Below are 26,232 nucleotides of genomic sequence, written 5' to 3' on the forward strand. Positions count from 1 at the left end.
TTGGTTTACAAAGCTTGTAAGTATCGTTATGGGATTTCCGTATTTGCCACAGATGAATGGACCGTTTGTAGAAGGGACGACGGTATTTGCGGAAAGTTCGTTTTCCAAGAATTCTGGTAGGTTGAACAATCCGTATGTTTCCGATGGGTTATATTACTATGCCATACAAAACTTTCCATCTTTCACCTACAAGGAAATCATGCCACCTGATGACTTTAGAGGAGGACAACTTTACTATAATTTCACAGCAGGGTTCTATAAATACTTGGTCGATACTTACGGTATTGAGAAGATGAAGAAATATCTAGCATTAACGTCCACGATTCTTCCAGATATTGAAATAGGGTTAAAATACAAAGATATTTTTGAAAAGGTTTTTGGTAAGCCATTTGATGAGCTCTACACGGATTGGATAAGGTCGTTGATGAAGTTGAACTACTCAGAAGGGGATTTAATATATAAAGCGCCAAATGCAAAGATATATAAGTTAGACCTTTTGGGTGAGAAGTTAGGGGTCTATTCTGTAGAGTTTGGTCCCGCGACGTCTTATGTTGGTAGTGTCAACCCAAGGCTTGTTTTCCTAGGTAAAGATGGTAAAGAACAAGGAAGTAAAACATTAATTGCGTTAGATATTAAATACGATAAAGACAAAACTTATGTTCTTACAAAAGCTGAAAATTTTGGAAAATATGAAAACCAAATTTGGGATATTAATTCGAATAAGCTGATAGCCAAGGGCAATATTTCTGCATTTGATGTAGATGATGGGAATGTGTATATTGCACGATACGATACTAAGAAAATGAAAACAACAGTTTCTGGGAAAAGTTTGGAACTGTTGATAGACAAATACGTTACTTACATGGACGTAAAAAATAACAAAATAGCACTGCTTACTTCTGATTATCAAATAATTGTGTACGACTTGGTTACTAAAAAAACTGTTGTATTAGAAGACAATGCTATGAAAGGTCCTTATTTGAGATTTTGGGAAAACGGGTTGCTCTTTACAAGAGTAGATGAAAAATACGTCAATCCTTACTACTACGATTTAGCTGAGGGAAAGCTTTACAAATTGGGTGAGAATCTGCTCGTATACGATTTTGTGCTTGACAAAGACGAGTTATATTACGTAAGTTACATTCCATACTCGGCAAGCACAGGAACGGGGGTCTATAGAATAAATGCACAAAAGAAAGAAGCAGATTTAGTCAGAAAAGAACCAGTATTAAAGTTTCAAGACAAGAAATATCAGTATGGTTCTGAAATTACGTTTAGAATTCAGAAAATGACACAACCACTTACCTGGATACCTATTTACGAATACGATATCGAAAACGATATTCGCAGGGGTTATATTATATTCACATTTGCTAATATTGAAAATGACACGTTTTGGGTCTTAACACCGATATTTGATTTTATACTGACCGATACTCAGTTTGATGTGACCTATTCTCAGTATGTGAGCTGGCTTACGATGAAGGACAATTATCAGTTATTCGCAAGTTACTACTATCCAACGAACGATTACAATCTTACTGGCATGCTTAGATTTGGCGGGCTCTCATTGAGTCCGATAACAGATATGTACAGTTATCTGACGTTTAGTTTCAAGACCAGGGACATAGGTTTACTCGATTCTGTTTTCAGTTTGTTTACTGCAAATGCCCCAGCAGTTTATCTGAATAACATCGGATTTGGACTTTTGGTTTCATCATATGCATTTGGAATGCCCTATAATGTTCAAGTTTTTGGGTTGTTAAGCAATGACAAGCTTGAGGACCTCTTTAATCCAGAGAAGATTGAATCTAATTTCTTTATCGCAGGGTTAGTGGATATCGCACTTACAAAGTCTACAACATTTGAAGGTAAAGTTGCTCTCAACTTAAACAAACCAGAGAAGGCAAGCTATGATATGTCAATCGCCTCTACTCTATTCACAGATAATGCGTTTCTTTTTGGAAACGCTATTTACCTGAGAAATAGCGGGATTACGTTTGGTGTTACCAATCCATCGGTCGAGACTGTACTCAAACATGGTATATACACTCATTTCTTTGTGGAAATGTACATGCAAGGATTGAGATTTTATCCCTCTGTTGGTATATTTGCGCCGTTCTCAGAACTGGCTAAACCCGCAGGGGAAAGTCAGGAATTTTTGTTTTACATAGGTCTCAATTCATCACCGCATGGTCTACCTTTATCTTTGTTTTCGCTAAGTCTACAGACAGAAGGGTATTAATCTTTAAATCAAAAAAGCGGCTCTTTCGAGCCGCTTTTTCACTTTTATTCTTCTTTGTAATTAATTGGCACGTAGTTAACAGATGGTCTACCTGAGTTCGGATTTTTGTAAAGACTCATCAACGCGTAGATTTCTTTGGGCATGTCTGTTGATATCTTAATACCAAGCTCCCGCGCTTTTTCCACGGTGATAGGATAATCGTGGGTCCATTTCCCACTAACCAGCTCTTCTGCAAGTTTTTCAGCTTTGTCTGGATACTTTTCTTTTAGAAGTTCTGTTACGTATTCCTTCATCTGCTTCATTGCCTTTTGGGCGATATCTGCCAGAATCAGTGTCTGGTCATCGATATCGTTGATGTTCTTTTTTTCTACAACCGAAAGAATTGAAGCTGCGGGATATTGTCCAAGTTGTGGGTCAACAGGTCCCAACACGGCATTTTCATCCATTACAATTTCATCAGCAGCAAGAGCTATCAATGTGCCACCGGACATCGCATAATGTGGGACAAAAACGGTTACTTTACCCTTGTGTTTTCTAAGAGCGTTTGCTATCTGCTCTGCTGCCAAGACCAGACCACCAGGCGTGTGAATAATGAAGTCTATCGGCATATCATCTGGGGTCATTTTGATGGCTCTGAGTACTTCTTCAGAATCTTCAATATCTATGAACTTCCTTATACCAAATCCGAAAAAGTTAAATGACTCTTGTCTGTGAATCAACGTTATAACTCTGCTTTTTCTTTTTTGTTCAATCTGTCGTATAATAGCTTCCCGTGCAGAGTGAAGGGAAAAGTTTTTGAAAAGTGGAGCAAATGACGAGAAAATCAAAACCATCCAGAAAATTTGAAAGATAATCGTGAAAATGTCGACCATCTCTACCACCTCCTATTCAATCTAAAAGTTGCTATATCATATCCGCTGCGAGTTTCCCCGTAATAATGGCAGTTGGTACACCAGCAGGGGCGTAAGCCCACTTCCCTGCTTTGTAAATGTTGGCTATTGGAGTTTTTATAGCGCTCTTCAAACTGAACATCCCTGATGGTACTGGAATTTGCTCTTCAAAAGACCAGCCAACAATTGAACCTTCTGATGTATTATACATTCTTTCAAGCGTTAATGGTGTTGATGTGAACTTGAAGATAATTTTTTCCTCTAAGAAAGGATAAATCTTTTCTTTTAGATTTTTAATCATCAGATTTTCTGCGTGAGATTTGAATTCATCGTACCAATTATCTTCGTGTATCTTTTTGATAATTTCGTAGTCGAATAAAGCACTAACGATTAATCCTGTTTTCCCATTCGGAGTCATTGATTTATCTCTTAAAGCTGGTATTGAGATTTCATATGTGTTGTGCTTTATAAAATCTTCAAGCCACTTAAGTATTTCTTCTTTGCTTGTGTTTTCATAATTTTCTGTTATTTTCCTTAGCCAAGACCTATTAATTTCTCCAAGACCCTCTTTCGATGGTGTGTAGAAGAAATGCCCTGTGGATATCTTTTCAAATGTCTCAGGTGGTTCGTCAACGCCGAGGTAGACGGTTAGAACAGACTCTGCTCCTTTAGATGACAACACTTTCTTCTTTTCGTTTTCAACTTTACTCAACGTAGAGCCAAAAAGTCCTTCTGAGTTAAGAAGTTTGTAGAATGTCTTTAAATCAGTTGCCCATATCATTGCATCGTATTCGAATGAATTTCCTTTTTCATCAATTACCATGTTCTTGGAAGGAATGACTTTGACGATTTGAGTATTTGTATATATTTCTCCACCAAATTCGGTAATTTTTTCAGCGAGTTTTTGAGGGAAAACACCTACGCCACCTTTTGGATATATGTAGTCGGCATAAAGGTAGAAATAACTCAGAGCAAAGAATGAAGGTGTTCCGCGGAAGAAGTGCTGTATTACAATGTCTCTTAGAGAGTGATTCTTAACAATCTTCGACATATAGACTTCTATAGGTTCCTTAAGCTCATTAATTTTCTTGACAGTTTTCAAGAATTTAAAGAACCAAAAAAGATATCTTGGTAACATCTCGGCAAGTTTACCTTCTTCCTTTATCTTGTTGAACGAGAATAGTGGGTTATCAACACCGTAGAGAATTTTCATGTATTCAAGTATTTCTTTCTCAACCTTTATCAATTCATCTACCTCATGTTCAGATTCCGGATACAGCTCTTTCAGAAGGCGAGCATAATTGTTAAGGCTTTCTTCTCCACGAACCCTCAATATTCTATCTTCTACTCCTATCGATACATGGTTTGGTAGAATATCGATATCCAGTTTAAGGTCCTCAATCATGGGCTTTATAACGCCCGCGTTAACAAGTGCTCTTGCACCACCTTCAAGTCTAAATCCTTCGTATTCAAAAGTATTAACAAGTCCACCACATTTTTCGTATTTTTCAAATAGTTTCACTTTGTGACCTTTTCTTGCAAGGTATACAGCTGAGGTTAGTCCGGCAATTCCACCACCGACTATTACTACTCTCTTGCTACTTTTCATTTATCTCACCTCACTTTTAGGTACTTTTCATTTATTATCTGGATTGTTTTATCCCATAGTACTCTTGCTAGTTCCATGTCTTTGGCTGGAGGTGCAAGTTCTTCGATTGTAGTATAATGGAAGAATTTGTCAGTTATACCTTCAACTTCTTTCGAAACGCCAAGATAGTAAAGCGTTTCTGCGGATTCCCAAGGGTCGCGCGACATTTTATCTAAGAAATTCTTCTTAAAAAACTTGTACACAGGTCCATTATCTTGCCCGGTGTTTGTTTTCACAAAACCGGGATGCATAGCGTTGATTGTCACGTTCATGTTTTCTGAAGAGAAAATTTCAGCGAATATGTGCATACTCAATATCTGGGCGAGCTTTGCCGAACCGTAGGCTTTCAAACCTGAGTATCTTTTTCTTTCCCATTGTAAATTGTCCAAGCATACTCCCCAAGCTGCAAATCTGTATCCTTCTGAACTTACGAATATTATCCTTGTCGAGCCATCTTTTTTCAGTTTATCCATTAAGAAGTAGTTGATAATGAACGGAGCGAGGTAATGGACAACGAAATTCATTTCAAGCCCATCTTCTGTGAGTGTTCGCTTGTTTAGGTATAAACCAGCGTTGTGAATCAGAACGTCTATTCTGGAATTTAGAGAGTTCAATTTCTCTACAACGTGCTTAACATCTTTCAGTTTGCTCAAATCGGCAAGGATGTAATTACATTCTGTTCCATAAAGCTGAGATATTTCTTTGCACAGATTTTCCGATTTTTCCTTATTTCGATTAATTGTTAGTAACTTTGCGCCTTTTGAAGCGTACTTTTTCGCCGTCTCATATCCAATGCCGGATGTTGCCCCCGTTATAACGACTAACCTTCCATCGAAACGTTCTGAACATGTCTGTGGTTTACCTGACATATTCCGTATCATCTCAAAGATATTTGACCATTTGTATTGAAACCAATATCTTCTAATAGAGCATCCTTTGAACTCTTTCATCCGAACACCTTCTTCATGAATTTCCTGTACAACCTACCAAAGCCGGGGATATTGTCGAAAATATCGCCCCAAAGGTCGTAATAATCTCTCTGGTCTATTATCTTTCCTTTTTCATTAAGAATAAGCCTGCTTACACCGTGTACTACGGAAGTTTTTGTCTTTCTAAAATTGATAATCATATCCCACTCGACAAAAATGATGTTGCCTTCCATAACCGCATTCAAAATATTCATGTGGAGCTCTTGAGAGCGTTTGGTCAAACGTTCGACCATGGCTTTAAACTCCTCAATACCATGTATTTCCTGAACTGTGTCTCTGAAATGTATGTTTTCATCATAATATGGGAGCAGATGCGACCAATCTGGCTTTCCTTCGTGGTTGTACGTCTTTGTCCAAAGTTGGATAAGTTGCTCTAAAGAAGTTATTGCGTATTCTGTTTCAGATTGGACGTTTATTCTTTCTTTTTCCTTGTCTTTGCTCATATGTTCACTCCTCATTTGTTATTTGCACTTTTTAGTTGCTCTCTTTTCTTTCTGTATTCAAGAATTGGTAAATCACCATTTATAAGATTTTCCGACATTCTCAGTTCTGTCTTCTTTGGAATTTGCGTTTCTACAACGGCTTTGTCTTGGTGAAGGACTTTCTTATTGAAAGGCATACCTAAGGTTGCAATGAGCTTGTTCAAAGCTTTTATTTTCGTAAAACCAACGTAGAATCGTATGTATATCTTGGTATGTTCTTCATCAATAGGTACGAATGCAGCCGTTATCCTAAGTTTTTCATCTATATGGTTTTGCCAAATGTTGGGAAATTTGAACTCGAGGTATACTTTACTCATTTCAGAGATTTGAATCTCTTCAGGTTTGCGTGCAGGTGTCCCGTCATCAACTCTATTAAATACGTAGAAGTAAAACATTGTATCATTTATCCATCTTACGATAGGTCCATCGGCAACGGTTCTATTTCCTCTTCCTATTGTATTGTAATGGACGAAAGGAACATGTATTGGGTCAAGTTGGTTCTCTATTGCTCTGCTGTAGTGTACATTCCACACTTCGCTAAATTCCGCATAAGTTAGTGAATCATCAATGTCTTCAAAGTAAGAAGGCGTATAACTTGGTTTGCTGTCGCCGTACCATATCCAAATAAAGTTAGCAGTTTCATAAGTTTCGTACGCCTTCACCCGAAAATTTTTAGGAACTGGTGTACTGCGTCCATTGGCAGGTATCACCCTAACCTTACCTGTTGGGTCATATTCAAAGCCATGGAATGGGCACATAACCCTTTTACCATTTTCAAGAAGCTTTCCGTGTGATATAGACGCACCTCGATGACAACAGATATCTGAAATGCAGTGTACTTTTCCTTCTGCATCACGCCATATCGCAAGTTTTTCACCAAATCTTGTGACTCCAATGAGCTTTCCTTCTTTTACTTCTTTTGAAGACATGACAACATACCACTGGTTTTTTATCACAACTGCTCTCCTCCTACAATTTTAAATAAACATTCTTGTCCTTTTCTTGTATTCTATAAATTCATCACCGAACTCTTGGGCTAATTTTTGTTCTTCAACAAATGCCCTGTAAACAAAAGCGAGAGTTGGTAGAATAGATATGTAGATAGAAGCTGGGATATGCTGAAAAACTATTGCTAATCCTATAAAAGCAATAATTTCACCAGTGTAGCTTGGATGTCTAATCTTCTTATACAAGCCTCTTTGAATGAGTTTCTTATCTGATTTAACCGCTATATCCGGCGCAAAGTATTCGCCAAGCGTCAAGATAGCGAATAATCTTAAAATAACTCCAGTCAGGACAACGAATGTGCCAACTACCTGGAACAAACCAAAATCCCTAGACCTCCAGACAGCTCTAAAATTTTCAGGTCCAACGGCAAGTGCAACCCCAAGAAGTATTAGTATTGTAACAATGAACTTGCTCTTTTTGTCCAATATCTTGCTATATGAGTTCCTTTTGAGAACGAGTATATAAAAATCCATTGCCCACCAAAAAAATACTGTAAGCCAAAATACATACTTCATATCAATCCCTCCACTTATTTCAAACTATTTAATCAATCCAAGGAGTTGTTTGGCTATTTTCACATTATCTTCATGTTGTTTCATGAAAAATGGATGCGGTTCCATTGTTAACACTTTCCTAAGCATTTCTTCAGCTCTCTTCTTATCGCCCATTTTTAGGTAGAGCTGTCCCCAGTTCAGATACAATCCAGAATAATTCGACGCGTATTTTTCAGCTTCTTTGAAACTATCTTCTGCCTTTTTGTAATCGTAAAATGGCCAAGGAGGATTCATGAATCTAACACCTTTGGCTATGTTTGCTATTGCTTTATCTAAGTTATCTTGTGTGTATTTTATTGCCCTTTCTATATAAAAATCAAAATCATTCATTAGTTGAAGTTTTTGAAACACATTGACAAAATCTATAAGTGCCGCTGAAGACATGGCAGCAATATAATAAGCTTTGCCGTTCTCAGGAGCTGTTTTTATAATATCCTTTGCTGTTTGAAGTGCAAGGTTGTAGTATCTTTCTTTTAGCTTATTATCGTTGAGCAACTGACCGTATTCGAAATATGCTTCTGAAAGTAATGTACGAATTTTCTCATAGTTAGGAGAGTTATTAGAGCCATTTTTGATTTCGTTCTCTAAGATATTAATCAAGTTCTTGAGGTCCTCAATGTTTTTCAAAGACCGAGCATTAACGAATTTCTGAGTAAAATATTCTACATTGTTCACTGAATTACTGTTCTGAGAGAATGAAATAAGACAAAAAATACTTAACAGCAAAAATATTAAAGTCAACTTTAATATTTTCATGCCCTTTCACTCCTTTTTGTCCTGTATTGATTTAATAGATTAAACAACTCGTTTTTGTGTTTATAAAGTATAACCAAAACATTCCCAAAGTACAGAATAATTAACTCTAAAGCCCCTTGAGAAACTTTCCACACAACGTAAATTAAAAGAACCAAATACCCCAGAAAAACTCTCAATGCATCTTCTTCAGGAGTTGTGGGTTCTTTCCTTGAAATCTTTCGATATATCGAGAAAATTGTAAAAACAACGCCAAGTAAGGTCGGCGCTTCCCATTTCGTTAGAACAGACCACGCACCAAAGGATGTTGCTATTGCCTTTCCACCTTTGAATTTCAGCATCGGAGAAAATGCATGACCAAGAATACCAAAAAGTGCTGCTATCGAAATAACAAATTTATTTAATGAATGTCCAAAAATACCAACAAATATCGCAAGTGGTAGTGTTCCTTTGAAATAATCGAGTGCAAGTGCTAAAAGTCCCCACTTCCATCCAGCTACTCGCCAAAGATTAGAAGAACCTGGATTACCATCTCTAACTTTTCTTAAATCGACCTTGAGCAATTTAGCAAATATATAAGAATACATAATACTTCCAGAGAAGAACTGGATTGTGACAATCAGCATATAAAACGCTAATTGGTTAGTGAACATCTATTTTCCTCCCTTTCCAATATACTTGCTTTTTGAATATTGTTAAGTAAAGTGAAGTAAAAAATACAATTAAGAAAAAGATGTAATGCAGAGGGTAAAAAATGGCATCAAACCATTTGTAATCACCTGTGGGTTTTGCCATTAAATATATAATTAGAGCAACCGTTAAATAACGCACCATTCCATTTAATGTAAAAACTGAAGTGAGCGATGAATAAATACCAGCCATAAAGATAAGTGACAAAAGAAACGAAAAAAGCCCACCAGTTGTAGCTCCGGCAGACATGTTCTTTGAAAAACCTTCAAAAAGTTGCTTAAAACCTGATGGATACATTCTAAACTTTATGGTATGATTTCCAAGAAAGTTTGTAACTTTGATACCATGACTAAGATATAACTTACCAAGCTTAATATCATCTAAAACACTGTCTTTTATTGCTTGATGTCCTCCCGTGATTTCGTAATCACTTCTTGATGTAAAAATCACCGGACCGAATGCGCCAGAAGGGACTTTATTTGGAAATCCCAAGTTATTACTCGCGTAAACAATCATTATGTTAAAAGGCAAAGTCAAGTGCTCATAAAACTTTTCAAAACGTTGGTATGGCCATACTGATATTAAACCACCATGTTCCTTTTGGCGTAGAAAAAGTGATTGAATTAATTCATTGCTTGGTTCCACATCCGCATCAAGAAAGAGCAGATATTCCCCAGAAGAATTCAGATATCCGTTCCATATGGCCCAAGATTTTCCGACCCAACCTTTTGGAGGTTCTTCTGTTAGTCTTATAACACTAACCTCAGGAAAACTGCTCGCAATGGAAAACGTTCCATCAGTGGAGTTGTCATCAACAACGATTATTTCAAGTGGTTTCAGAGATTGGTTTATAACAAGCGGCAAAAGTTTTGATAGGTTCTTTTCTTCATTTCTTGCAGGTATAATTACAGAAATTTTAGGATTTTCTGTTAAAAGATGCAAATCTGATAAACTTTTCTTGGAATGCAAAATTCTCTTCCTTCCATAGTATACATATAATAGAGAAATCAAAACGAAAGTAACGAAAATAATATATTTCAAAAAATCACCCCCTGACTGCTGATGATAATGTTAACTAAAAGTATTGAAATTCTCCAAGAACCGCATTATTCTTTAAATAGGGACCCAACAACTCTTAACAAAAGCAGGTTCCACGGTATGAATAACTCAACACCTTCTTGCCCAAAGTGTGGTTCTACCAACTTCTACAAAAACGGTCACGACAAATACGGTAACCAACAATTCCTTTGTAAAGGCTGCAATCATTCTTTCAGATTCTCTCATTTTCACAAGCACGTCAATAGCATCATTTCACAATTAGCTACCTCCATCACTACAAGTTAACGGTATCCCGCTGACTCTTCATATTGTTCGGTAAGCTTATTATATCATACAATTATTGACAATTTGTAAAATTAACTATACAATTAGACTTGGTATAAATCATCATAATATTGTTCAACAGAAAATTGGCAGTTGAGAAAGGAGATGTGTCATGGATGGAAAAGAACAGAAGGTAATTATATTACACGGATTTGACAAATCTGAGATTCTTAAGGTGATGAAATTAATTAAAGAAAACTTTCAGGGCGAAGATTTAATATTTGCGAGTACCACTCCGATAAGCCTAACTTGGAAAGTAGAGGACTTAATTAATGAGCTAAAGCAAGAGCACGAAGAGTTTAAGAGGAGGAGACAAACAAATCCGCAGGAAGGAAAGTAAGGAAAATAAAGATATACTCAGTTGTGTAGAAAAAAAGAGGGAGGTGTAAACCCTCCCTCTTTTGCTGAAGCTTAATATGTCAATGCCTTGTATGCATCAATTAAACCATAACCAACGTATTTATTCCATCCTTTTGAATTGTACGTATAACCAGGAATCTTGTAGGCTGTCTTTATAAGTCTGCTTCTAATCGCCTCTGGAGTTGTGTAACCTCTCGCATAAAGCATGGCTACAACTGCTGCAACATGTGGTGTTGCCATAGATGTACCTTGCAAGAACATATATGTATTTCCATATGTCGGTGTCCAGGCTGTGCTAAGTACACCATCTGCGTATCCATCACCATTTTGGTCAACATTTGTATCTCCACCAGGAGCAACAACATCAAGGTAATGGTATACATACGCTTTTCTGTAAGGATCATAGTATCTTGTGTAATTGTAGTTGGAATATGGAGCGCGTTTGTTGTCGTATCTTGTTGCCCCAACAGCTATCGTTTCAATATATGCTGCTGGATAAGATAGTGAGGGTCTATTTTCATTTCCAGCTGCACAAACAAGAGTTACATTTCTACTGTAAGCGTATTTGACAGCATCCATCAAAACTCGTGCTCCGCCTCCACCAAGGCTCATGCTCACTACTTTAGCGCCGTTGTCAACTGCCCATCTGATACCTGCCGCAACATTGTCAAGTGTTCCAGAACCATCTGCGCCAAGAACTCTGATAGGCATTATCTTTATTCCATAACCTCCCCAATTAACTCCAGCAACACCAAGGCTGTTGTTTGTAACAGATGCTATTGTTCCTATACAATGTGTTCCATGGCTCACATCTTGCGAAGGGTCTGTTGGGTCGTAATCTCTATCGACAAAGTCGTATCCTTGAACAAATATACCCTGAAGGTCTGGGTGTGTAAAGCTAACTCCTGTATCGATAACTGCTACAACGATGTTGGCAGATTTCATGATATCCCAAGCCTGTGGAAGTTTGATATTATTGTAGTGCCACTGATATCGATAATATGTATCATTTGGCGTTGCGAGTGCTCTATAAATGTAGTTTTTATCAACTGACTTGACACCTGGGACAGAATTAAGAAGTTCTGGTTTTTCTGTACGAACCGTGACAATCTGTACATCGTCGAAGGAGTACATTCTAACTATTTCTGCACCAACGCTTGAGAGTGCCTTAACAGCATCCTCTCTTGGTTCGAACTGGACAACATATTCCCCTGGAACGTAATCCTCTTCTGTTCCGGATACACCAAGTTTTTCTGAAACCATAAACTCGCCCTGTGCGCGTGGTTCAAATCTTGGTTCAAATGAGTTGGTACAACTGAACGTTACTAACAAAACTGCCAAAATCAATGCAAGTAAATCAAACTTCTTCATCCTGCAACCCCTCCTATCCAGAAGTATTGAATTGTTAAATGGATGACTGGATTATACAAAATTTATGGTGCCATTGTCAAGAAAAAAGTCTGTGGTTTTTGATAAAAAAATAATAAAAACTTACCAAAGAAAATGCTATTTCAAAGTTCTGGTTGCGCAGAAGATGTTCTGACAGTTATTTTCCCAAGCTCATGATATAATTTTTCCATGCGTTTCCACATTTTAGTATACACCTTGTCGAAGTATTCCATGTAGAGTTTGTTTTTATTGGAATCTGGATAAAAGATTTTTTCAATTCTAACCATGTTTTGAACAGCTTCCTGAAACGTTCTATATTTTCCGATACCAACATATCCTGCTATAGCGGCACCAAGTGAGGCAGTTTCGTTCGTCTGTACTTTATATGTTGGAACACCAAGAATATTTGTGGTTATTTGACACACTTCGTCACTTTTTGAGCCTCCACCAGAAAGACCTATTTTTTCCATTCGAACACCGGTTTTTCTTTCTATGTTCTTTTTTCCTTCAAGCAAAGCGTAAGCGATACCTTCTATAATTGCTTTATAAACATGCAACCGAGTATGTCTGTCTGAAAATCCTATAATTGCTCCTCTTGAAAAGGGGCGTTCGGGTCCTGCTGTCCAAGTAGGTTGTATAATTAATCCATCGCTTCCATCTGGAATTTCGCGCAGGTATTTGTCAAGTATTTTCTCTGGAAACGTATCAAGCTCCTCGGCTTCCCTGACTTCGCTATGTGCAAATTCTTTTTTGAACCAGGTAACCAACCAAAAGCCCCTGGATATTCCGATTTCGGGGTTATAGGCATTCGGAAGTATCGAGGGGTATGGTGGAATAAACGGTATTACTTCGACGTACTTTGTTGTAGTTGTTTGAATTGTTGCTGTTGTTCCAAGGCTTATACTTCCAACGTTTGGTGAAAGACAACCAACTCCAAGAGTCTCACATTGCTTATCCGCGCCTGCAGCAATGACCGGTATGCCTTCTTTCAATCCCGTGAATTGTGCCGCAGTTTTTGTTATATAACCTAAAATTTCTCCTGGATTAACAAGGTTGGCGAGTCTTTCTCTTTCTACACCAAAAAGTCTCCACTTATAGTGATATGGACTTTTAATCCAACATTTGTATTTGTAATCGAATGGAATGTATCCAACTTGGGAAGCAGTTGAGTCTATGTATTCACCCACAAGTTTGTAAGTTAGATATCCGGAAAGCAGTAGATATTTGTGAATTTTACTCCAAATCTGAGGTTCGAATTGTTTTATCCAATTAGCCTTGCTTCTTCTGTATGCCATTTCAGCTGTGGGAAGTTTTTTGATAAGCCAAAAAGCTAACTTCTCATGAAGATAAAGCTTTGGTTTTCCTACAGCCTCCCGTTCATCAAGCCAAATGAAAGCATCTCTTAAAGGATTACCATGTTGGTCAACAACAACTATTGTCGCTCTTTGCGTAGTTAGTGTCACAGCCTCTATTGAATTAAATATGTTCCGGAATTTTTCTTTTAGTTGTTTCGTAGCTTTCGCTAAGCTTTCCCAATAAATTTTGGGAGATTGCTCTGCCCAGCCGATATTACGTGAATAGTATGGTTCAAAGTCAACTTTTTCAGCTGCTAAAACTTCGCCTTTTTCTGAAAAGATGATTGCTCTTAGACTCTGTGTACCACAATCAATTGCAAGAATACTCATTAAAATTCCTCCTGGAAGATTCATTTATTACAAATCAAATTAATTATAACTCATCAAATCAATTATAACTCTTCAGGTGAAATTTTAGTAACTAGATTAAGTAGAAAAGCGATATAGAGTACAAGTTTATACAATATCTATTGACATCACAAAAAAAGGGAGAGTATAATTATGTTAAACTAATTGCTCTTTTTGCACTGGAGGTGACAGAAATGAAAAGTGAAGCTCAACGGAAGAAAGTTTTAATCACCCTATTTTTTATTGTGCTTGCGGATATGCTTGGATTTGGACTTATAATACCTCTTTTGCCATATTTTGTTAAACAGTTTGGTGCTAATGATTTGATAGTAGGGTTGTTGTCGATGGTTTATCCAATTGGACAAATATTTGCTGCTCCTTTGATTGGAAGGTTTTCCGACAAGGTTGGAAGAAAGAGAGCCCTTTTGTTAAGTGTTGGTGGAACGTTCTTATCATTGCTAACACTTGGGTTCGCAAGGTCGATTACCGTAATATTGCTTTCAAGGTTAATTGACGGACTTACAGGCGGAAATATAACTGTTGCGCAATCGTATATCGGCGATTTTACAGATGAGAAAAACAGAGCAAAGAGTCTTGGATTAATAGGAGCAGCGTTTGGATTAGGATTTATACTTGGTCCTGCAATAGGAGGATTTTTGAGCAGGTGGGGATTTTCGGTTCCGGCATTCTTTGCCGCTGGACTTTCTTTTGTTAATTTAATGAATATAATGTTCCTACTACCTGATTCTAAACCGGCAAAATCATCAAGGCAAGTTCCATTTACATTCGAAGAACTGAAAAAGACAATAACAATTCCTCATGTAGGTTCTTTAATATTTGTAAAATTCTTCTACTCACTTGGTTTCACCATGTTTGAATCTTCCTTTGCACTCTTTGCTATGAGAAAACTTGATCTTCCACTTTCAACAACAAGTTACGTGCTCGCTTATGTGGGCCTTGTTCTTGTCTTCACACAAGGGTTCTTGGTTGGAAAAGTCACAAAGAAGTACGAAGAAAGCAAGATTGTCAAAATGATGGTCTTCATAGCATCTCCACTTCTTGTTTTGTACTCTCTTTCACCAAATTTAATAACGCTTTTATTGATTTTAGCTCCGCTTTCAGTATCTTCCGCATTGATTGGTGTATCGCTCAGTTCTCTGGTTACAAAATCAGTTGAACGAGATAAACTCGGTGGAACACTGGGAATATTCAATTCGGTTGATAGTTTGATGAGAATATTCAGTCCGCTTTTAGGAGCTGCTGTAATACAGTATCTTGGACCGTCTTTTCTCGGTTTGTTTGAAGGTATTTTGGTTTTAATTGGTGGATTAATGTTTCTTTTTTTGTTTGTTCCAAGGTATATTTATTTTACTTCCAAAAAGTTGGCTGAGGCTTATAATCAAGACATTATAATCAATAAATATATATAAAACAGGTCCATCATGGACCTGTTTTCAACTGTTCAATTAATCTTAGGAAATCTTTTCTTCTTGGATATCCATTGTCTGTTTCAATTGTTGTATAAGTCTTCTAACTATAGGTTTCCAATCTCCAACTATAGCCAAGTCTGCAACTTTCATTATAGGTGCTTCAGGGTCTTTGTTTATAGCTATAATATATTCACTTTCCTGCATACCGGCAAGGTGTTGTATAGCACCGCTTATTCCAACGGCAATGTAGAGCTTTGGTCTAACGACTTTACCAGTTTGACCTACTTGTAAATCTTTTGACAACCACCCTTCATCAACTGCTGCTCTTGAACCAGCAATGCCACCACCAAGTAATTCTGCAAGTTCTTCCAAAAGTTCAAAATTCTCTTTTGAACCGACACCTCTTCCACCGGCAACTATTACCCTTTCGGCGGTTATATCTTTATGTTTGCGCACCTTTGCGATAATTTGTTGAATTTTGACTTTTATATCCTCTTCACTTAGTTTGGGCGTGAGGATGTACACTTCGGCTTTTCTTTGGATGTCAGTTTTTTGCAGAGGGAACACACCAGGTCTAATCGTTGCCATTTGAGGTCTTCGCTCTGGACAGATTATTGTTGCCATAAGGTTGCCACCGAACGCTGGACGGGTCATGAGTAACAACTTTGATTCAGGGTCTATCTCTAAGTTTGTACAATCTGCTGTGAGACCTGTTTTTAGCCTTGCAGCAAGTCGTGGACCGAGTTCACGTCCTGTGAAAGTTGCTCCGATAAGGAGGATGTCAGGATTTTCTGAACTGATAACCTGATAAAGTGCTTCTGTGTAAGCATCGACTGTGTATTTTTCTAAAAGTGGATGTTCTACTATTATAACCCTTGTCGCTCCGTATTGGGAAATTTTATCAGACAGATGGGTTATCTTATTTCCGCAAACTATTGCAGTCACCTCACCATCTAAGTCTTTTGCCAAATCGACCGCCTTCCCAATAAGTTCTAAACCAACATTCGGTAGTTCACCATTCCTTTGTTCACAGTAGACCATTATCATATTGTCACGCCCCTTTTAAACATGTCTATTGTTCTGTTATTAACTTTTCAGCCTTTAATTTTGACAAAATCAGTTGAGCAGCTTCATCAGCACTGCCGTTGAAAATCGTTCCTTGTTCCTTTGGACCTCTTGTGAATGTTCTTCTAACCTTTGTAGGTGAACCAACCAAACCTACTTCGTTCTTGTCAAATTTTAGAACTGAATTGTTAAAGATACTGATAGGTCTATCAAAACATCCGAAGATATTTCCAACCTTCATATACCTTGGTTTATTGAGCTCTTTTGTACATGTCACTAAGCAAGGAAGCTTTGCTGAGACCACCTCGTACGTGCTATCTAATTCTCGAGTGACAATTACTCGTTCTCCTTCAATTTTCAAATCAACAGCGTAGGCTATCACTGGTATCTTCAAGTGCTCTGCAATTTCAATACCTACTTGCGCTGTGTCTCCATCTATTGCCTGACGACCAGTTAATATTAAATCAAAGCCTACTATTTGAGCCGTTTTAGCTAATATCATGCTGGTGACCCATGTGTCCGAGCCTGCGTAAAGTGGGTCTGTTATTAACACTGCTTCATCGGCTCCCATTGCGTAACTTTCTCTGAGGATAGCTTCGGCCGAGGGAGGTCCCATTGTTATCACTGTGACCTTTGCCCCGTATCTATCTTTGAGCTGTAGTGCAGCTTCGAGCGCATTCTTATCTTCAGGGTTCATTATTGACTTGACACCATCTCTAATAAGCGTGCCTTTTATTGGGTCAACTCTAACCTCTGTTGTATCTGGGACCTGTTTTGCAAATACTATAATTTTAAAACTCATCATTCACACCTCACTTTATATAGTGGGATGCTATAACCATTTTTTGAACCTCGTTTGTCCCCTCGTATATCTGCGTAATTTTTGCATCCCTCATCATGCGTTCTACGGGATAGTCTTTTGTGTATCCGTAACCTCCAAATATTTGGACAGCTTGAGTTGTAACTTCCATAGCAACATCGGATGCGAACTTTTTAGCTATGGCAGCGTCTGCACTTGTCAAAATTCCCCTATCTTTTTTTATTGCTGCGTTATAGACCAGCAATTTAGCAGCTTCCGTTTTTGTTATCATATCCGCGATGTACCACTGAATTCCTTGGAATGAGCCTATTGGTTTTGAGAATTGTTTCCGTTCTTTAACGTATTTCAACACCTCTGCAATGGCTCCTTCAGCAATTCCAAGAGCTTGTGCACCAACACCGATACGCCCTCCATCGAGTGTCTGCAAAGCAATTTTGAACCCAATCCCTTCATTTCCGAGGAGGTTTTCCTTAGGGACTTTACAGTCCTCAAAAATTAACTCGGTTGTTGAGGAACCTCTAATACCAAGTTTTCTCTCAGGCTTTCCTATTTTAAAACCCTCGAAGCCTTTTTCCACGATAAATGCACTAATGCCTTTTGTTCCTTTCGATTTATCTGTCATTGCAAAAACAATAAAGACATCAGCCTTTCCACCGTTAGTTATGAATATCTTAGAACCGTTAAGTACGTAGTAATCACCAACGAGTTTCGCCGTTGTTTGTTGGTTTCCGGCATCACTACCAGCGTTGGGTTCGGTTAATGCAAACGCGCCAAGATATTCTCCTCTAAGCAGAGGTCTAAGGTATTTTTCTTTTTGGTGTTCTGTGCCCCACGTGTATATTGGATAGCAGCACAAAGATGTATGTGCAGAGAGGATTATCGCGGTTGTTGCGCAGTATTTTGCTATTTCTTCGACGGCGATTATGTAAGTTAGGTAATCTCCACCTGCGCCACCGACTTCTTTTGGGAAAGGTATGCCCATCATACCTATTTCTGCCATCTTTTTCACCGTCTCAGTTGGGAAGTATTCGTCCTCGTCAACCTTTTGTGCAAAAGGTTTAACCTCTTTCTCAGCGAATTCACGAAATAGTTCTCTTGCCAATAATTGCTCTTTCGTCAACAAATAATCCATTGCTTATACCTCCAGTTCAGTTATAGTTTTAATTCTATTGCATGCTGAATATTTCTTCTAAGCACCTTAGTGTGAAATTATTCACAACTTCAATTCCATTATATCACTTGTTTGGAAAATGTTAAGCACAGTTGTGAATAATATCACGTAAAAAATCCTATAACTTATGAATTTTCAACTACATCATGAAAGAAACTTGAGTATACGCTTGTTTTCTTGGGCAAGCTATCTGAAATGCTTTGTCTTTCGGGCAGAAAACATTTTAGGTGGGAAATTTGCTTTTTAAATAAATAAGATTGGATGTTATAATATCAGAAATGAGGACTTAGGTAATATTTTAAACGGAGGGGGATTATTTTGAAGACTGGGACAAAGTTGTTCGTGATATTCATGATAAGTGGCATCGTGGTGACGTTTTCTTTGTCTTGGATTATCGAATTTTACAAGTACCAAAAACGTTTAGTGCCATTGGATAGAGTGGAGAGGTTATTTGATAGTGCTGTACGAACGATTAAAGAAACCTATCCCTCAGAAGATAGAGAAGAAATTGCAAGAAGGGTCTTGGATGAATATCATAAGTATAAGCCAAACAGGAGGAAAATGCTTCCTATTGATGTCTTTAAAGTTATCCAACCTGCACTTTCTGTTGTTAATGACCAGAATTTTAGGCTTTATCCTCCCGTAGAACCTGTTTATAGTGTTTTGCCGTTTACAGTAACAGTGGTTGATGGTAGGGCTATTGTGTCTTCAAGTGCTGTGGAAGAGATAAGAGCTGGTGATGAGGTAGTAGAAATAAACGGGAGAAAGATTTCAGAATTGATAGACCTGTTATTACCATACACATCTGGTGAAAATTACTCTATTCGTGAGCAGCAATTATCATCGTTAATACAGCTCATTCCTGAGTTAGTCGATAAGAAGAAAGATAAAATTGGCATTTTTTATAGGCAAAGGCTGTATAATATAAAAGTCAAGAACGACAATGGTGAGAAAACCGTGGTTGTGAAAACGATGACTGCTATGAGTTACCCACGTGAAAGTGCCCGGTTTCCAGCTCTTCCGACAAGGAGACCTTTTGAGTTTTATAAGGAAGGCGACATCGGAGTGTTCAAGTTTGGAACGTTTACTCTCTCTGGAACGATTTATAACAGTTACAGAGATTTTGTAACGAGCACACTTGTGCAGAATAAAGATATGAAGGCTGTCTTAGTAGACTTACGAGGAGTTGCTAGCAGAGACTTTACAATCTTCAAAGAACTGTTCGAGCATTTTGTAGATAAGAGAACAGCAGTTGAGAGATGGATTTCTATAGTTAACACTGCTTACAATATAAGCGTGCTTAATAAATACGGCGTAGATTTTGAAAAAACAACAAGCGAATTGCTCAGAATAAAATTTCTCCACACATTCGACCCAAGGGAGCCAATTGTGAAGGCTGATGTTTGGATTTTATTTGACAGGTACACATCAAATGCGGCTCTGGACTTTATATATACGTTCAGAAAACTTCGTAAAGGTAGAACAATAGGCGAGCCAACATTGATGAGAATAAATCATACAACCGAAATAGATTACAAATTTGATTCTGTAGCTAAGATGAATTTCATTTTTCCGTCAGCTGTGATTAGTGAAGATACTCGAGATGATGCAGTCTTAGAACCGGATTATGAAATAGAGTTAACTACAGAAGATAGGATTAATTATGTGAAAGGTATAGAAGATGTAATGTTGAGGAAAGCATTGGAGATAATAAAAGAACATAAGTTCAAGCAATGACAAAGGACTTTTTATCACCACCCTAAAGAAGAGGTGCTGTGTATGAAGTTTAGTAGGAAAGTTTTAGTAGGAATTTTGATACTTTTTGCGGTTGTCTTGCTGTTTGCCGAAACAAGGGAAATTGTTATTTTGCACACAAGCGATTTGCATGGCTACATTTATCCTGTTGATTATGCAACAAACAAACCAGCAAGCTATGGTTTGGCGAAGGTAGCATCGGTGATTAAAGAACAGAGACAAAAGTATGGAGAAGGCAATGTCATAGTAATTGACACTGGAGATTTAATCCAGGGAAGTCCTATGGAATACTATCAGTGGTTTTTTCTGGTGCAATCCTTTTCTTTTTATCGGACTTGCTCCTTTCATATGATAAGTATGTTAAAAGAATTCCAAACAGGGATTTGTTAGTTCTATCATTGTATTTTGCTGGGCAGTTACTTATAACTTTAAGCGTAGTTCTTCAATCTAACTTTGAGTTCTCGAAAAACAAGGACAATAGTTCGGCCAGTTTTCTCAAATCATCTATGAATAACTCTATACTTCCGTAGCTGTAGATTGTTTTACTGAAACTGTCTATCGAACTATTCTGCAAGATGCGTGCGAGTTCATCTGATTTCGGAAGCATTTTGAATTGGTTGTATAAGGTTGGTATTTGTCTGGAAATTTTCATATTAAAGTCTCTAAATTCCTCCAAAAATTCATAGACCTGTTCATAGAAAGTGTTGGAAAGCTCTATTCGAAAAACAAATGGATGATTAAAGCAAGAACTGAAAGAGTACTTACGTGCCAAATTCTTAATGGTTAGCACAATGTTTATTTCAAGCAGGAATTCAAAACCTACGTCTGCAAAAATCTCAAGATGCTGGGTAAGAAAGTTGTTATTTAGTGATATTACGCATTCAAGATTGTTAAGTGTATTCTCCACTTTAAGAAACAAGTTATTGTAAACTTCATTATACTTAAGATATTCAAAAGATAACGCGTTTGAGATTTTGAATTTTTCAAAATTTTCATTGGTGAATGGTAAAAGGTTTTCGAGAGGTAGAATTTCGTTGGTTTCATATTCGTTGACGTTAAAAAACCAACCATTGATTTCTTCTTGGTATCGATTAATTGGTTGCACACCCAAAAAATTCACAATATTTAGTGAGTGCAAGTCAATAAATTTTTCGCCATCTATATCCAAAAGTGAAGGAGAGTAATAATCTAAAAGTTCTTGGAAAGTGAAATTAGGGTCATAGTAGATTTTCAAAAGATTCCCCCCTTGAAAAGTAAATCTTCGTCAGAGCAATTACTTGACTGTTACTTGAGTGTTTCTCTTTTCTCCCTCAGTGTAAAAACGTAAGCAAGAACTTCTGCAACTGCTTTGTAAAGTTTTTCTGGTATAACATCTCCAAGTTCAGTGGTGTAGTATATCTCCCTTGCAAGTTTTGGATTTCTGACGATTGGAACATCGTTTTCCCTTGCAATGTCTATTATTCTCAGTGCAACCCTGTCAACGCCTTTTGCAACCAATACTGGGGCAAAGTCTTTTTCTGGGTCATACCGTAATGCACACGCGAAATGTGTTGGGTTGGTTATAACTACGCTTGCTTCCGGAACTTCCTGCATCATCCTGTGCATTGCGTATTGCATCATTATTTGTCTTTGACGCCTTTTAATCTCAGGGTTTCCCTCTATTTCTTTAAATTCTTCCTTTACCTCCTGCTTTGTCATCTTGATACTTTGTTCGTATTCATAGCGTGAAAAATAGTAATCACCTACTGAAACAACTAATAAGGCTATCGAACATTTGATTATAAGCTCTGTAAAGGTGCTCCAAACAAGTAAAGCACCGTCAATTAAACTGGAATCAGCTGTTATCATTATCTCTTGGAAATTCCCTTTAATAACACTGTAGCCAACGAAACCGACGATTAAGAGTTTTACAATAGCTTTTGCTAATTCGAAAAGGGACCTAAGTGAAAACATTCTTTTCAGCCCACTTATTGGATTGAGACGGTTGAAGTCAAGTTTCAGAGGCTTAAGTGTGAAAAGGAACCTGGTTTGCAATAATCCAATTATGAGGGAAAAAAGTGCAGCACTAAGAACTAGAAAAGAGAGGGACACAAAAGCAGATGTGAAAGGCTTGACACCATATATTAGAAAGTCCTCGAAAGTTCTTATCTCGACATCTGATATCTCGAAGGTGGATATCGTTCCATTCATTAACGCATTTAAGAGCTGTTTGCCAGTAAATAAAAAAAGAGTTGATACAAATAGAAAGCCAAGTCCGGAGATGAATTCACGTGATATAGGAACCTGACCTTCTTCTCTTGCCTTTTGTCTTTTACGTGGTGTTGCCTTTTCTGTTTTATCAGGATCCGCGAATAGTTGCAGATTTATTTTGGCTATTTTGATAGTAACTGATTGAGATATGGTTCCAATCTGTAAACCATCCGCGATATCAGTTCTACCCATACAGGAATCATCCCCACAAGCACAGCAAAAAGTATCAGTGTAGAAGCAGGTAAAGCAACCATAAAAACATTCATTTGAGGAACAAGTCGAGAGAGAATTCCAAAAAGCACATTTATTAAAAACATTAGACCAATTATAGGTAATGCTATTTGCAAGGAGAACAAAAACGCATCGGTAAATATCCTTACATAATGTCCACTAACGTCTTTGAAGGAAATTTCAGAAATAAGAATCGGGTATTTGTGAAAAGATTCAACAACAGCTTTGTACAGAAGTAGGTGACCTTTTAAAGAGACGAATATGTATACCGATAACAGGTAGATAAATTCACTTGTTAAAGGTGACTCTTCCATAGTAGGGTCTAACGAACCACTTACATTAAATCCCGACTGGATACCAAAGATTTCACTTCCAACGTAGACTGAGCTAACAATGGTGTATCCTATCAATCCAATAACGAAACCTATGAAAAAATTGTACAATGCCGAGCCAACAATTGTGAGTATAGGCATAGGCAACAAAACAGGAATAGCAACATTAGTCAATGTTACGTACCCAAGTGCTAAAAGTAGTATAACCATTATCTCCAGCGGTAATGAAAACCCTGCAAATAGCGGGGCAATTACCATCATTCCTGTTAGACGCGTAAGAATTAATCCGTAACTTAATGCATACCTTTGAAGCAAGTCGTAGAACTGATTCATGTTCAACAAAATCGCCTCACTTGTTAGGCGAAATCTTTTAAGATCTCATGAATGTAGAATCATTCCTTTTTTGTTCCTATGATTGTATGATAATTATACAACACTTTATTTCTTGGACTGTCGTTGTAGTAAGGTCTTGTACAATGCGTACATCCGGATGTAAGGAAAGCTTTTGAGATGTCTATAGAATTGTCGTATTTTAATGTCTTCAGATTACCAGACTCATCAAAATCTACCTCAGGTGTTTCGTTTGTTTCGAACATCAAGAACCTGAGTATTTGGATTTTTCTGTATCGTTCAAGAGATGGTGGTGTCAAATGAGCAAGTCTTGTCCCACGTACAGGAGTAAAAGCAAAGAGTGCGATTTTTACGTTGTAAGTTTTCATTAGCTGGAATATTTCATAGAGTTCTTTGTCTGTTTCTCCAAGTCCTACGATAATATGGGTTGTAATTCTTCCTGGATACTTTTCTGCTCCGTAACGTATCAAAGAGAGGGTATATTCTAAAGGCCAAGAACGATACAATCTGTGAAGCCTTTCAGAAACTACGTCGATAGCAATACCTAAGTCGTTAACTCCTGAATTCATTAATACATCGATTTCTTTTTCGTTTTTCACACGTGTGGAAACAGAAACGAGTAGTTTGTTATTGGTGTCGGAGCCTCTCAGACGTTTAACAACGTTAAGCAAGTCTTCAAAATAACCTTTGTAATTGACAGTCTGAAGACAAACACGCTTAAACTTTAGGCTTATTGAATTCAAATCTTTAAGCTCTATTAATTTCCAAACTACCCTTGACAAATACGAATTATCACTTTCTGAATCTTTTGCATGTGTGCAGTAAGCACAGTTATACATACATTCTCCGTCAAGCATAAGGTAAGCAGTGGGCATCTCATCGGGTATGGATTCTCCATTAAGCAACTTCCAAGTCCAATAGGAAGCTCTCAGAATCATACTCATGCAGTCTCCTCTTTGGCGAATTGTATTTCGTAAAGCTTATAGTAGGCACCTTTCTTTTTCAGTAGCTCAAAGTGTTTACCTTCTTCTGCAATTTTCCCATCAGCAACGACGATTATTCTATCAGCATTTACAACTGTAGAAAGCCTGTGTGCTATCATTATGACAGTATTTTCTTTCGACAACTCTCTAACTGCTTTCTGGATTCTGTGTTCTGTTTCCACATCGATATTACTCGTTGCTTCGTCAAGTATGAATATTTTAGCTCCAAATAACACAGACCTTGCCAATGCTATCAGTTGCCTTTCACCTGCTGAAATACCTTTTCCCCTTTCAACTATCTCAGTGTATATCCCTTTTGGTAATCTTTGTATAATTTCTAATGCCTCGACTTTCTCAAGAGCTTTGTAAACTTCTTCTTCTGGTATTTCGTCATGGAAGAGCCTGATGTTGTCTAACAAGGTACCACTGAATAGCACTACGTCTTGGGGAACGGCCGATACCTCTTTTCTCAAAGCGTGGATGTCGTATTCTTCCAGTGGCATATTATCTATTAGAATAACACCCTTTTGCGGTCTGTACATTCCATTTATAAGGTTCATTATTGTAGTTTTACCTGCACCGGTTTCGCCAACAATTGCAACTAACTGCCCTGGAAAGAATGAAAGACTTACGCCTTGCAAAACCCAACGTTTGTTGTCGTAGCTAAACCACACATCTTTGAATTCTATGGTTCCTTTTTCTATGGTCTTTTTTCCATTAGAATTACCTTGTTCCTCTTGCGGTTCATCCAGAAGCGCAAAGATTTTCTCGCCACTGGCAATAGTGTTTTGGATTATATCGTACTTTTCCGATAAATCCTCGATGGGTCTCATGAATGTATCTATGTAAGAAACAAACGCGTAAAGGTCTCCGAAGTTCAACACTTTACCTAAGATATACTTAGACCCGAACCAGATGATAAGCGATAAAGTGAGGTAGTATAAGAAATTAATCAACGGTCGGAAGATACCGAAAACGTAGAGTTGATTCATTCTGGCTTTGTAAAGTTCTCTGTTTATTTGGTCAAATTCTTTTCTTTTGAAATCTTCCGCATTAAACAATTTTATCACGGGCATTCCAGCCAAGTTTTCAGCGATGTAGGCATTAATACGTGCGATGTTTGTTCTAACAGCTCGGTATGCCCTGATATCAAAAAACCTGAAAACAACCATCGCCAAGATAATTACGGGGAAAATGTAAATAATATCAAGGAAAAGTCTCGAACTAATTCTCCACATCATTATGATTACACCTGCAAGCAGGAAAACATCGTTGACGATACTGGTTATAACTGATGTGAAGAACTCTTGGACATTTTGTGTGTCGCTCGTTATCCTTGTTGTTATCTGTCCACTAGGGTGTCTATCGAAGAAAGACATGGGAAGCTTTAATACATGGTCGTATAGTTGCCGTCGTAAGTCGTAAACAACTCGACCACCGATGTACGTAGTAACAAGTATTGAAAGATACTCAAAAAGAAAAATCCCGCCTGAAACGATAAGGAACAGAAGTGATTGTTTCGATATTCCCGAAAGCTTTTCAGCTGTTTGCAAAGACTCTGAAAGTATATAAGTATTTATAGCTTTCCTCACAATTTGCGGTGGTAAGAGCGCTAAATATGTAAGGACAAGCACAACTACGATAGCCAAAGCTAAAAGGTGCCAATACGGTAGAGCGTATTTTAATAGTCTGAAAAATACACCAGCTTTTTTCTTTTTTCCTTCTTTCTTCATATTGTCTTCGTTTTTCA

Annotated in this window: 26 protein-coding genes; 7 read left to right on the forward strand and 19 right to left on the reverse strand. The window is 37.6% G+C overall.

Translation table 11 applies throughout. The features are described 5' to 3' along the window. Window positions 1-2,245 (forward strand): hypothetical protein (locus tag AC3M61_RS07200; RefSeq protein ID WP_500780193.1); only part of this gene is annotated, 2,245 nt, incomplete at its 5' end. Window positions 2,246-2,289: 44 nt separating this feature from the next. Here AC3M61_RS07200 and AC3M61_RS07205 read toward each other — a convergent pair. The 9 genes from AC3M61_RS07205 to AC3M61_RS07245 are packed head-to-tail and all read right to left on the reverse strand — an operon-like array spanning window position 2,290 to window position 10,300. Further along, window positions 2,290-3,117 (reverse strand): SDH family Clp fold serine proteinase, encoded by an 828-nt coding sequence (locus AC3M61_RS07205; RefSeq protein ID WP_500780194.1) that lies wholly within the window; start codon window positions 3,115-3,117, stop codon window positions 2,290-2,292. Between the two features lie 31 nt (window positions 3,118-3,148). After that, window positions 3,149-4,744: a phytoene desaturase family protein gene (locus AC3M61_RS07210; protein WP_500780195.1), complete on the reverse strand. Its 1,596-nt coding sequence runs from the start codon at window positions 4,742-4,744 to the stop codon at window positions 3,149-3,151. Between the two features lie 5 nt (window positions 4,745-4,749). Continuing rightward, a complete protein-coding gene (locus AC3M61_RS07215) occupies window positions 4,750-5,733 on the reverse strand; it encodes an SDR family NAD(P)-dependent oxidoreductase (protein WP_500780196.1) in 984 nt (327 codons plus the stop codon). Beyond that, a complete protein-coding gene (locus AC3M61_RS07220; protein WP_500780197.1) occupies window positions 5,730-6,215 on the reverse strand; it encodes a nuclear transport factor 2 family protein in 486 nt (161 codons plus the stop codon). Before AC3M61_RS07220 ends, AC3M61_RS07215 begins: the two co-directional genes overlap by 4 nt. An 11-nt stretch (window positions 6,216-6,226) precedes the next feature. Continuing rightward, the gene (locus AC3M61_RS07225) at window positions 6,227-7,210 is read right to left on the reverse strand and encodes a Rieske 2Fe-2S domain-containing protein (RefSeq protein ID WP_500780198.1); all 984 of its coding nucleotides are present in this window, start codon (window positions 7,208-7,210) and stop codon (window positions 6,227-6,229) included. A 21-nt stretch (window positions 7,211-7,231) separates the two neighbouring features. Then, entirely contained in the window at window positions 7,232-7,777 is a 546-nt protein-coding gene (locus AC3M61_RS07230) for a methyltransferase family protein (RefSeq protein WP_500780199.1), read from the reverse strand. Between the two features lie 24 nt (window positions 7,778-7,801). After that, window positions 7,802-8,572: a tetratricopeptide repeat protein gene (locus AC3M61_RS07235; protein ID WP_500780200.1), complete on the reverse strand. Its 771-nt coding sequence runs from the start codon at window positions 8,570-8,572 to the stop codon at window positions 7,802-7,804. Next, window positions 8,569-9,222, reverse strand: coding sequence for a glycerol-3-phosphate acyltransferase (locus tag AC3M61_RS07240; RefSeq protein WP_500780201.1), 654 nt, complete (start codon window positions 9,220-9,222; stop codon window positions 8,569-8,571). Before AC3M61_RS07240 ends, AC3M61_RS07235 begins: the two co-directional genes overlap by 4 nt. Then, a complete protein-coding gene (locus AC3M61_RS07245) occupies window positions 9,212-10,300 on the reverse strand; it encodes a glycosyltransferase family 2 protein (protein ID WP_500780202.1) in 1,089 nt (362 codons plus the stop codon). Before AC3M61_RS07245 ends, AC3M61_RS07240 begins: the two co-directional genes overlap by 11 nt. Window positions 10,301-10,417: 117 nt before the next feature. Between AC3M61_RS07245 and AC3M61_RS07250 the strand changes: the two genes are divergently transcribed. Then, on the forward strand, window positions 10,418-10,603 hold the full coding sequence (locus AC3M61_RS07250; protein ID WP_500780203.1) for a transposase: 186 nt from the start codon (window positions 10,418-10,420) through the stop codon (window positions 10,601-10,603). A 151-nt stretch (window positions 10,604-10,754) separates the two neighbouring features. Continuing rightward, complete coding sequence (locus tag AC3M61_RS07255; protein ID WP_500780204.1) at window positions 10,755-10,982, forward strand: DUF3783 domain-containing protein; 228 nt, start codon at window positions 10,755-10,757, stop codon at window positions 10,980-10,982. Between the two features lie 71 nt (window positions 10,983-11,053). On the opposite strand, the gene AC3M61_RS07260 is transcribed toward AC3M61_RS07255, so the two are convergent. Then, window positions 11,054-12,373, reverse strand: coding sequence for a S8 family peptidase (locus AC3M61_RS07260; protein ID WP_500780205.1), 1,320 nt, complete (start codon window positions 12,371-12,373; stop codon window positions 11,054-11,056). Window positions 12,374-12,513: 140 nt separating this feature from the next. Beyond that, window positions 12,514-14,076 carry an FGGY-family carbohydrate kinase gene (locus AC3M61_RS07265; RefSeq protein ID WP_500780206.1) on the reverse strand — a complete coding sequence of 521 codons (1,563 nt, stop codon included), beginning with the start codon at window positions 14,074-14,076 and terminating at the stop codon, window positions 12,514-12,516. Window positions 14,077-14,279: 203 nt separating this feature from the next. Here AC3M61_RS07265 and AC3M61_RS07270 point away from each other — a divergent pair, with 203 nt between their 5' ends. Next, window positions 14,280-15,524 carry an MFS transporter gene (locus AC3M61_RS07270; RefSeq protein WP_500780207.1) on the forward strand — a complete coding sequence of 415 codons (1,245 nt, stop codon included), beginning with the start codon at window positions 14,280-14,282 and terminating at the stop codon, window positions 15,522-15,524. A 42-nt stretch (window positions 15,525-15,566) separates the two neighbouring features. Here AC3M61_RS07270 and AC3M61_RS07275 read toward each other — a convergent pair whose 3' ends face one another. From AC3M61_RS07275 to AC3M61_RS07285, 3 genes are read right to left on the reverse strand one after another with little or no spacing between them, the layout of a single operon-like run. After that, window positions 15,567-16,571 (reverse strand): electron transfer flavoprotein subunit alpha/FixB family protein, encoded by a 1,005-nt coding sequence (locus AC3M61_RS07275; protein ID WP_500780208.1) that lies wholly within the window; start codon window positions 16,569-16,571, stop codon window positions 15,567-15,569. Between the two features lie 25 nt (window positions 16,572-16,596). Then, a complete protein-coding gene (locus AC3M61_RS07280; RefSeq protein WP_500780209.1) occupies window positions 16,597-17,391 on the reverse strand; it encodes an electron transfer flavoprotein subunit beta/FixA family protein in 795 nt (264 codons plus the stop codon). A 10-nt stretch (window positions 17,392-17,401) separates the two neighbouring features. Continuing rightward, window positions 17,402-18,541, reverse strand: a complete 1,140-nt coding sequence (locus tag AC3M61_RS07285; RefSeq protein WP_500780210.1) for an acyl-CoA dehydrogenase — start codon at window positions 18,539-18,541, stop codon at window positions 17,402-17,404. Window positions 18,542-18,898: 357 nt separating this feature from the next. On the opposite strand from AC3M61_RS07285, the gene AC3M61_RS07290 reads away from it, so the two are divergent. Genes AC3M61_RS07290 through AC3M61_RS07300 form a run of 3 tightly spaced genes read left to right on the forward strand, consistent with a single transcriptional unit; the run spans window position 18,899 to window position 20,865 of the window. Further along, window positions 18,899-20,317, forward strand: a complete 1,419-nt coding sequence (locus tag AC3M61_RS07290) for a PDZ domain-containing protein (protein WP_500780211.1) — start codon at window positions 18,899-18,901, stop codon at window positions 20,315-20,317. 42 nt (window positions 20,318-20,359) lie between these two features. Then, entirely contained in the window at window positions 20,360-20,725 is a 366-nt protein-coding gene (locus tag AC3M61_RS07295) for a metallophosphoesterase (RefSeq protein WP_500780212.1), read from the forward strand. Beyond that, complete coding sequence (locus AC3M61_RS07300; RefSeq protein WP_500780213.1) at window positions 20,632-20,865, forward strand: lysoplasmalogenase family protein; 234 nt, start codon at window positions 20,632-20,634, stop codon at window positions 20,863-20,865. The genes AC3M61_RS07295 and AC3M61_RS07300 overlap by 94 nt, the downstream gene beginning before the upstream one ends. On the opposite strand, the gene AC3M61_RS07305 is transcribed toward AC3M61_RS07300, so the two are convergent. Genes AC3M61_RS07305 through AC3M61_RS07325 form a run of 5 tightly spaced genes read right to left on the reverse strand, consistent with a single transcriptional unit; the run spans window position 20,778 to window position 26,215 of the window. After that, a complete protein-coding gene (locus tag AC3M61_RS07305; RefSeq protein WP_500780214.1) occupies window positions 20,778-21,569 on the reverse strand; it encodes a hypothetical protein in 792 nt (263 codons plus the stop codon). The two genes, AC3M61_RS07300 and AC3M61_RS07305, sit on opposite strands and share 88 nt — an antisense overlap. 50 nt (window positions 21,570-21,619) lie before the next feature. After that, window positions 21,620-22,777, reverse strand: coding sequence for a flagellar biosynthesis protein FlhB (flhB, locus tag AC3M61_RS07310; protein WP_500780215.1), 1,158 nt, complete (start codon window positions 22,775-22,777; stop codon window positions 21,620-21,622). Continuing rightward, window positions 22,708-23,481 (reverse strand): flagellar biosynthetic protein FliR, encoded by a 774-nt coding sequence (locus AC3M61_RS07315; protein WP_500780254.1) that lies wholly within the window; start codon window positions 23,479-23,481, stop codon window positions 22,708-22,710. Before AC3M61_RS07315 ends, flhB begins: the two co-directional genes overlap by 70 nt. 59 nt (window positions 23,482-23,540) lie before the next feature. Then, the gene (gene lipS2 / locus AC3M61_RS07320) at window positions 23,541-24,443 is read right to left on the reverse strand and encodes a LipS2 family lipoyl synthase (protein WP_500780216.1); all 903 of its coding nucleotides are present in this window, start codon (window positions 24,441-24,443) and stop codon (window positions 23,541-23,543) included. Continuing rightward, window positions 24,440-26,215 carry an ABC transporter ATP-binding protein gene (locus tag AC3M61_RS07325; protein WP_500780255.1) on the reverse strand — a complete coding sequence of 592 codons (1,776 nt, stop codon included), beginning with the start codon at window positions 26,213-26,215 and terminating at the stop codon, window positions 24,440-24,442. The genes lipS2 and AC3M61_RS07325 overlap by 4 nt, the downstream gene beginning before the upstream one ends. Window positions 26,216-26,232: the final 17 nt, after the last annotated feature.

The sequence above is a fragment of the Fervidobacterium sp. genome (assembly GCF_059913585.1).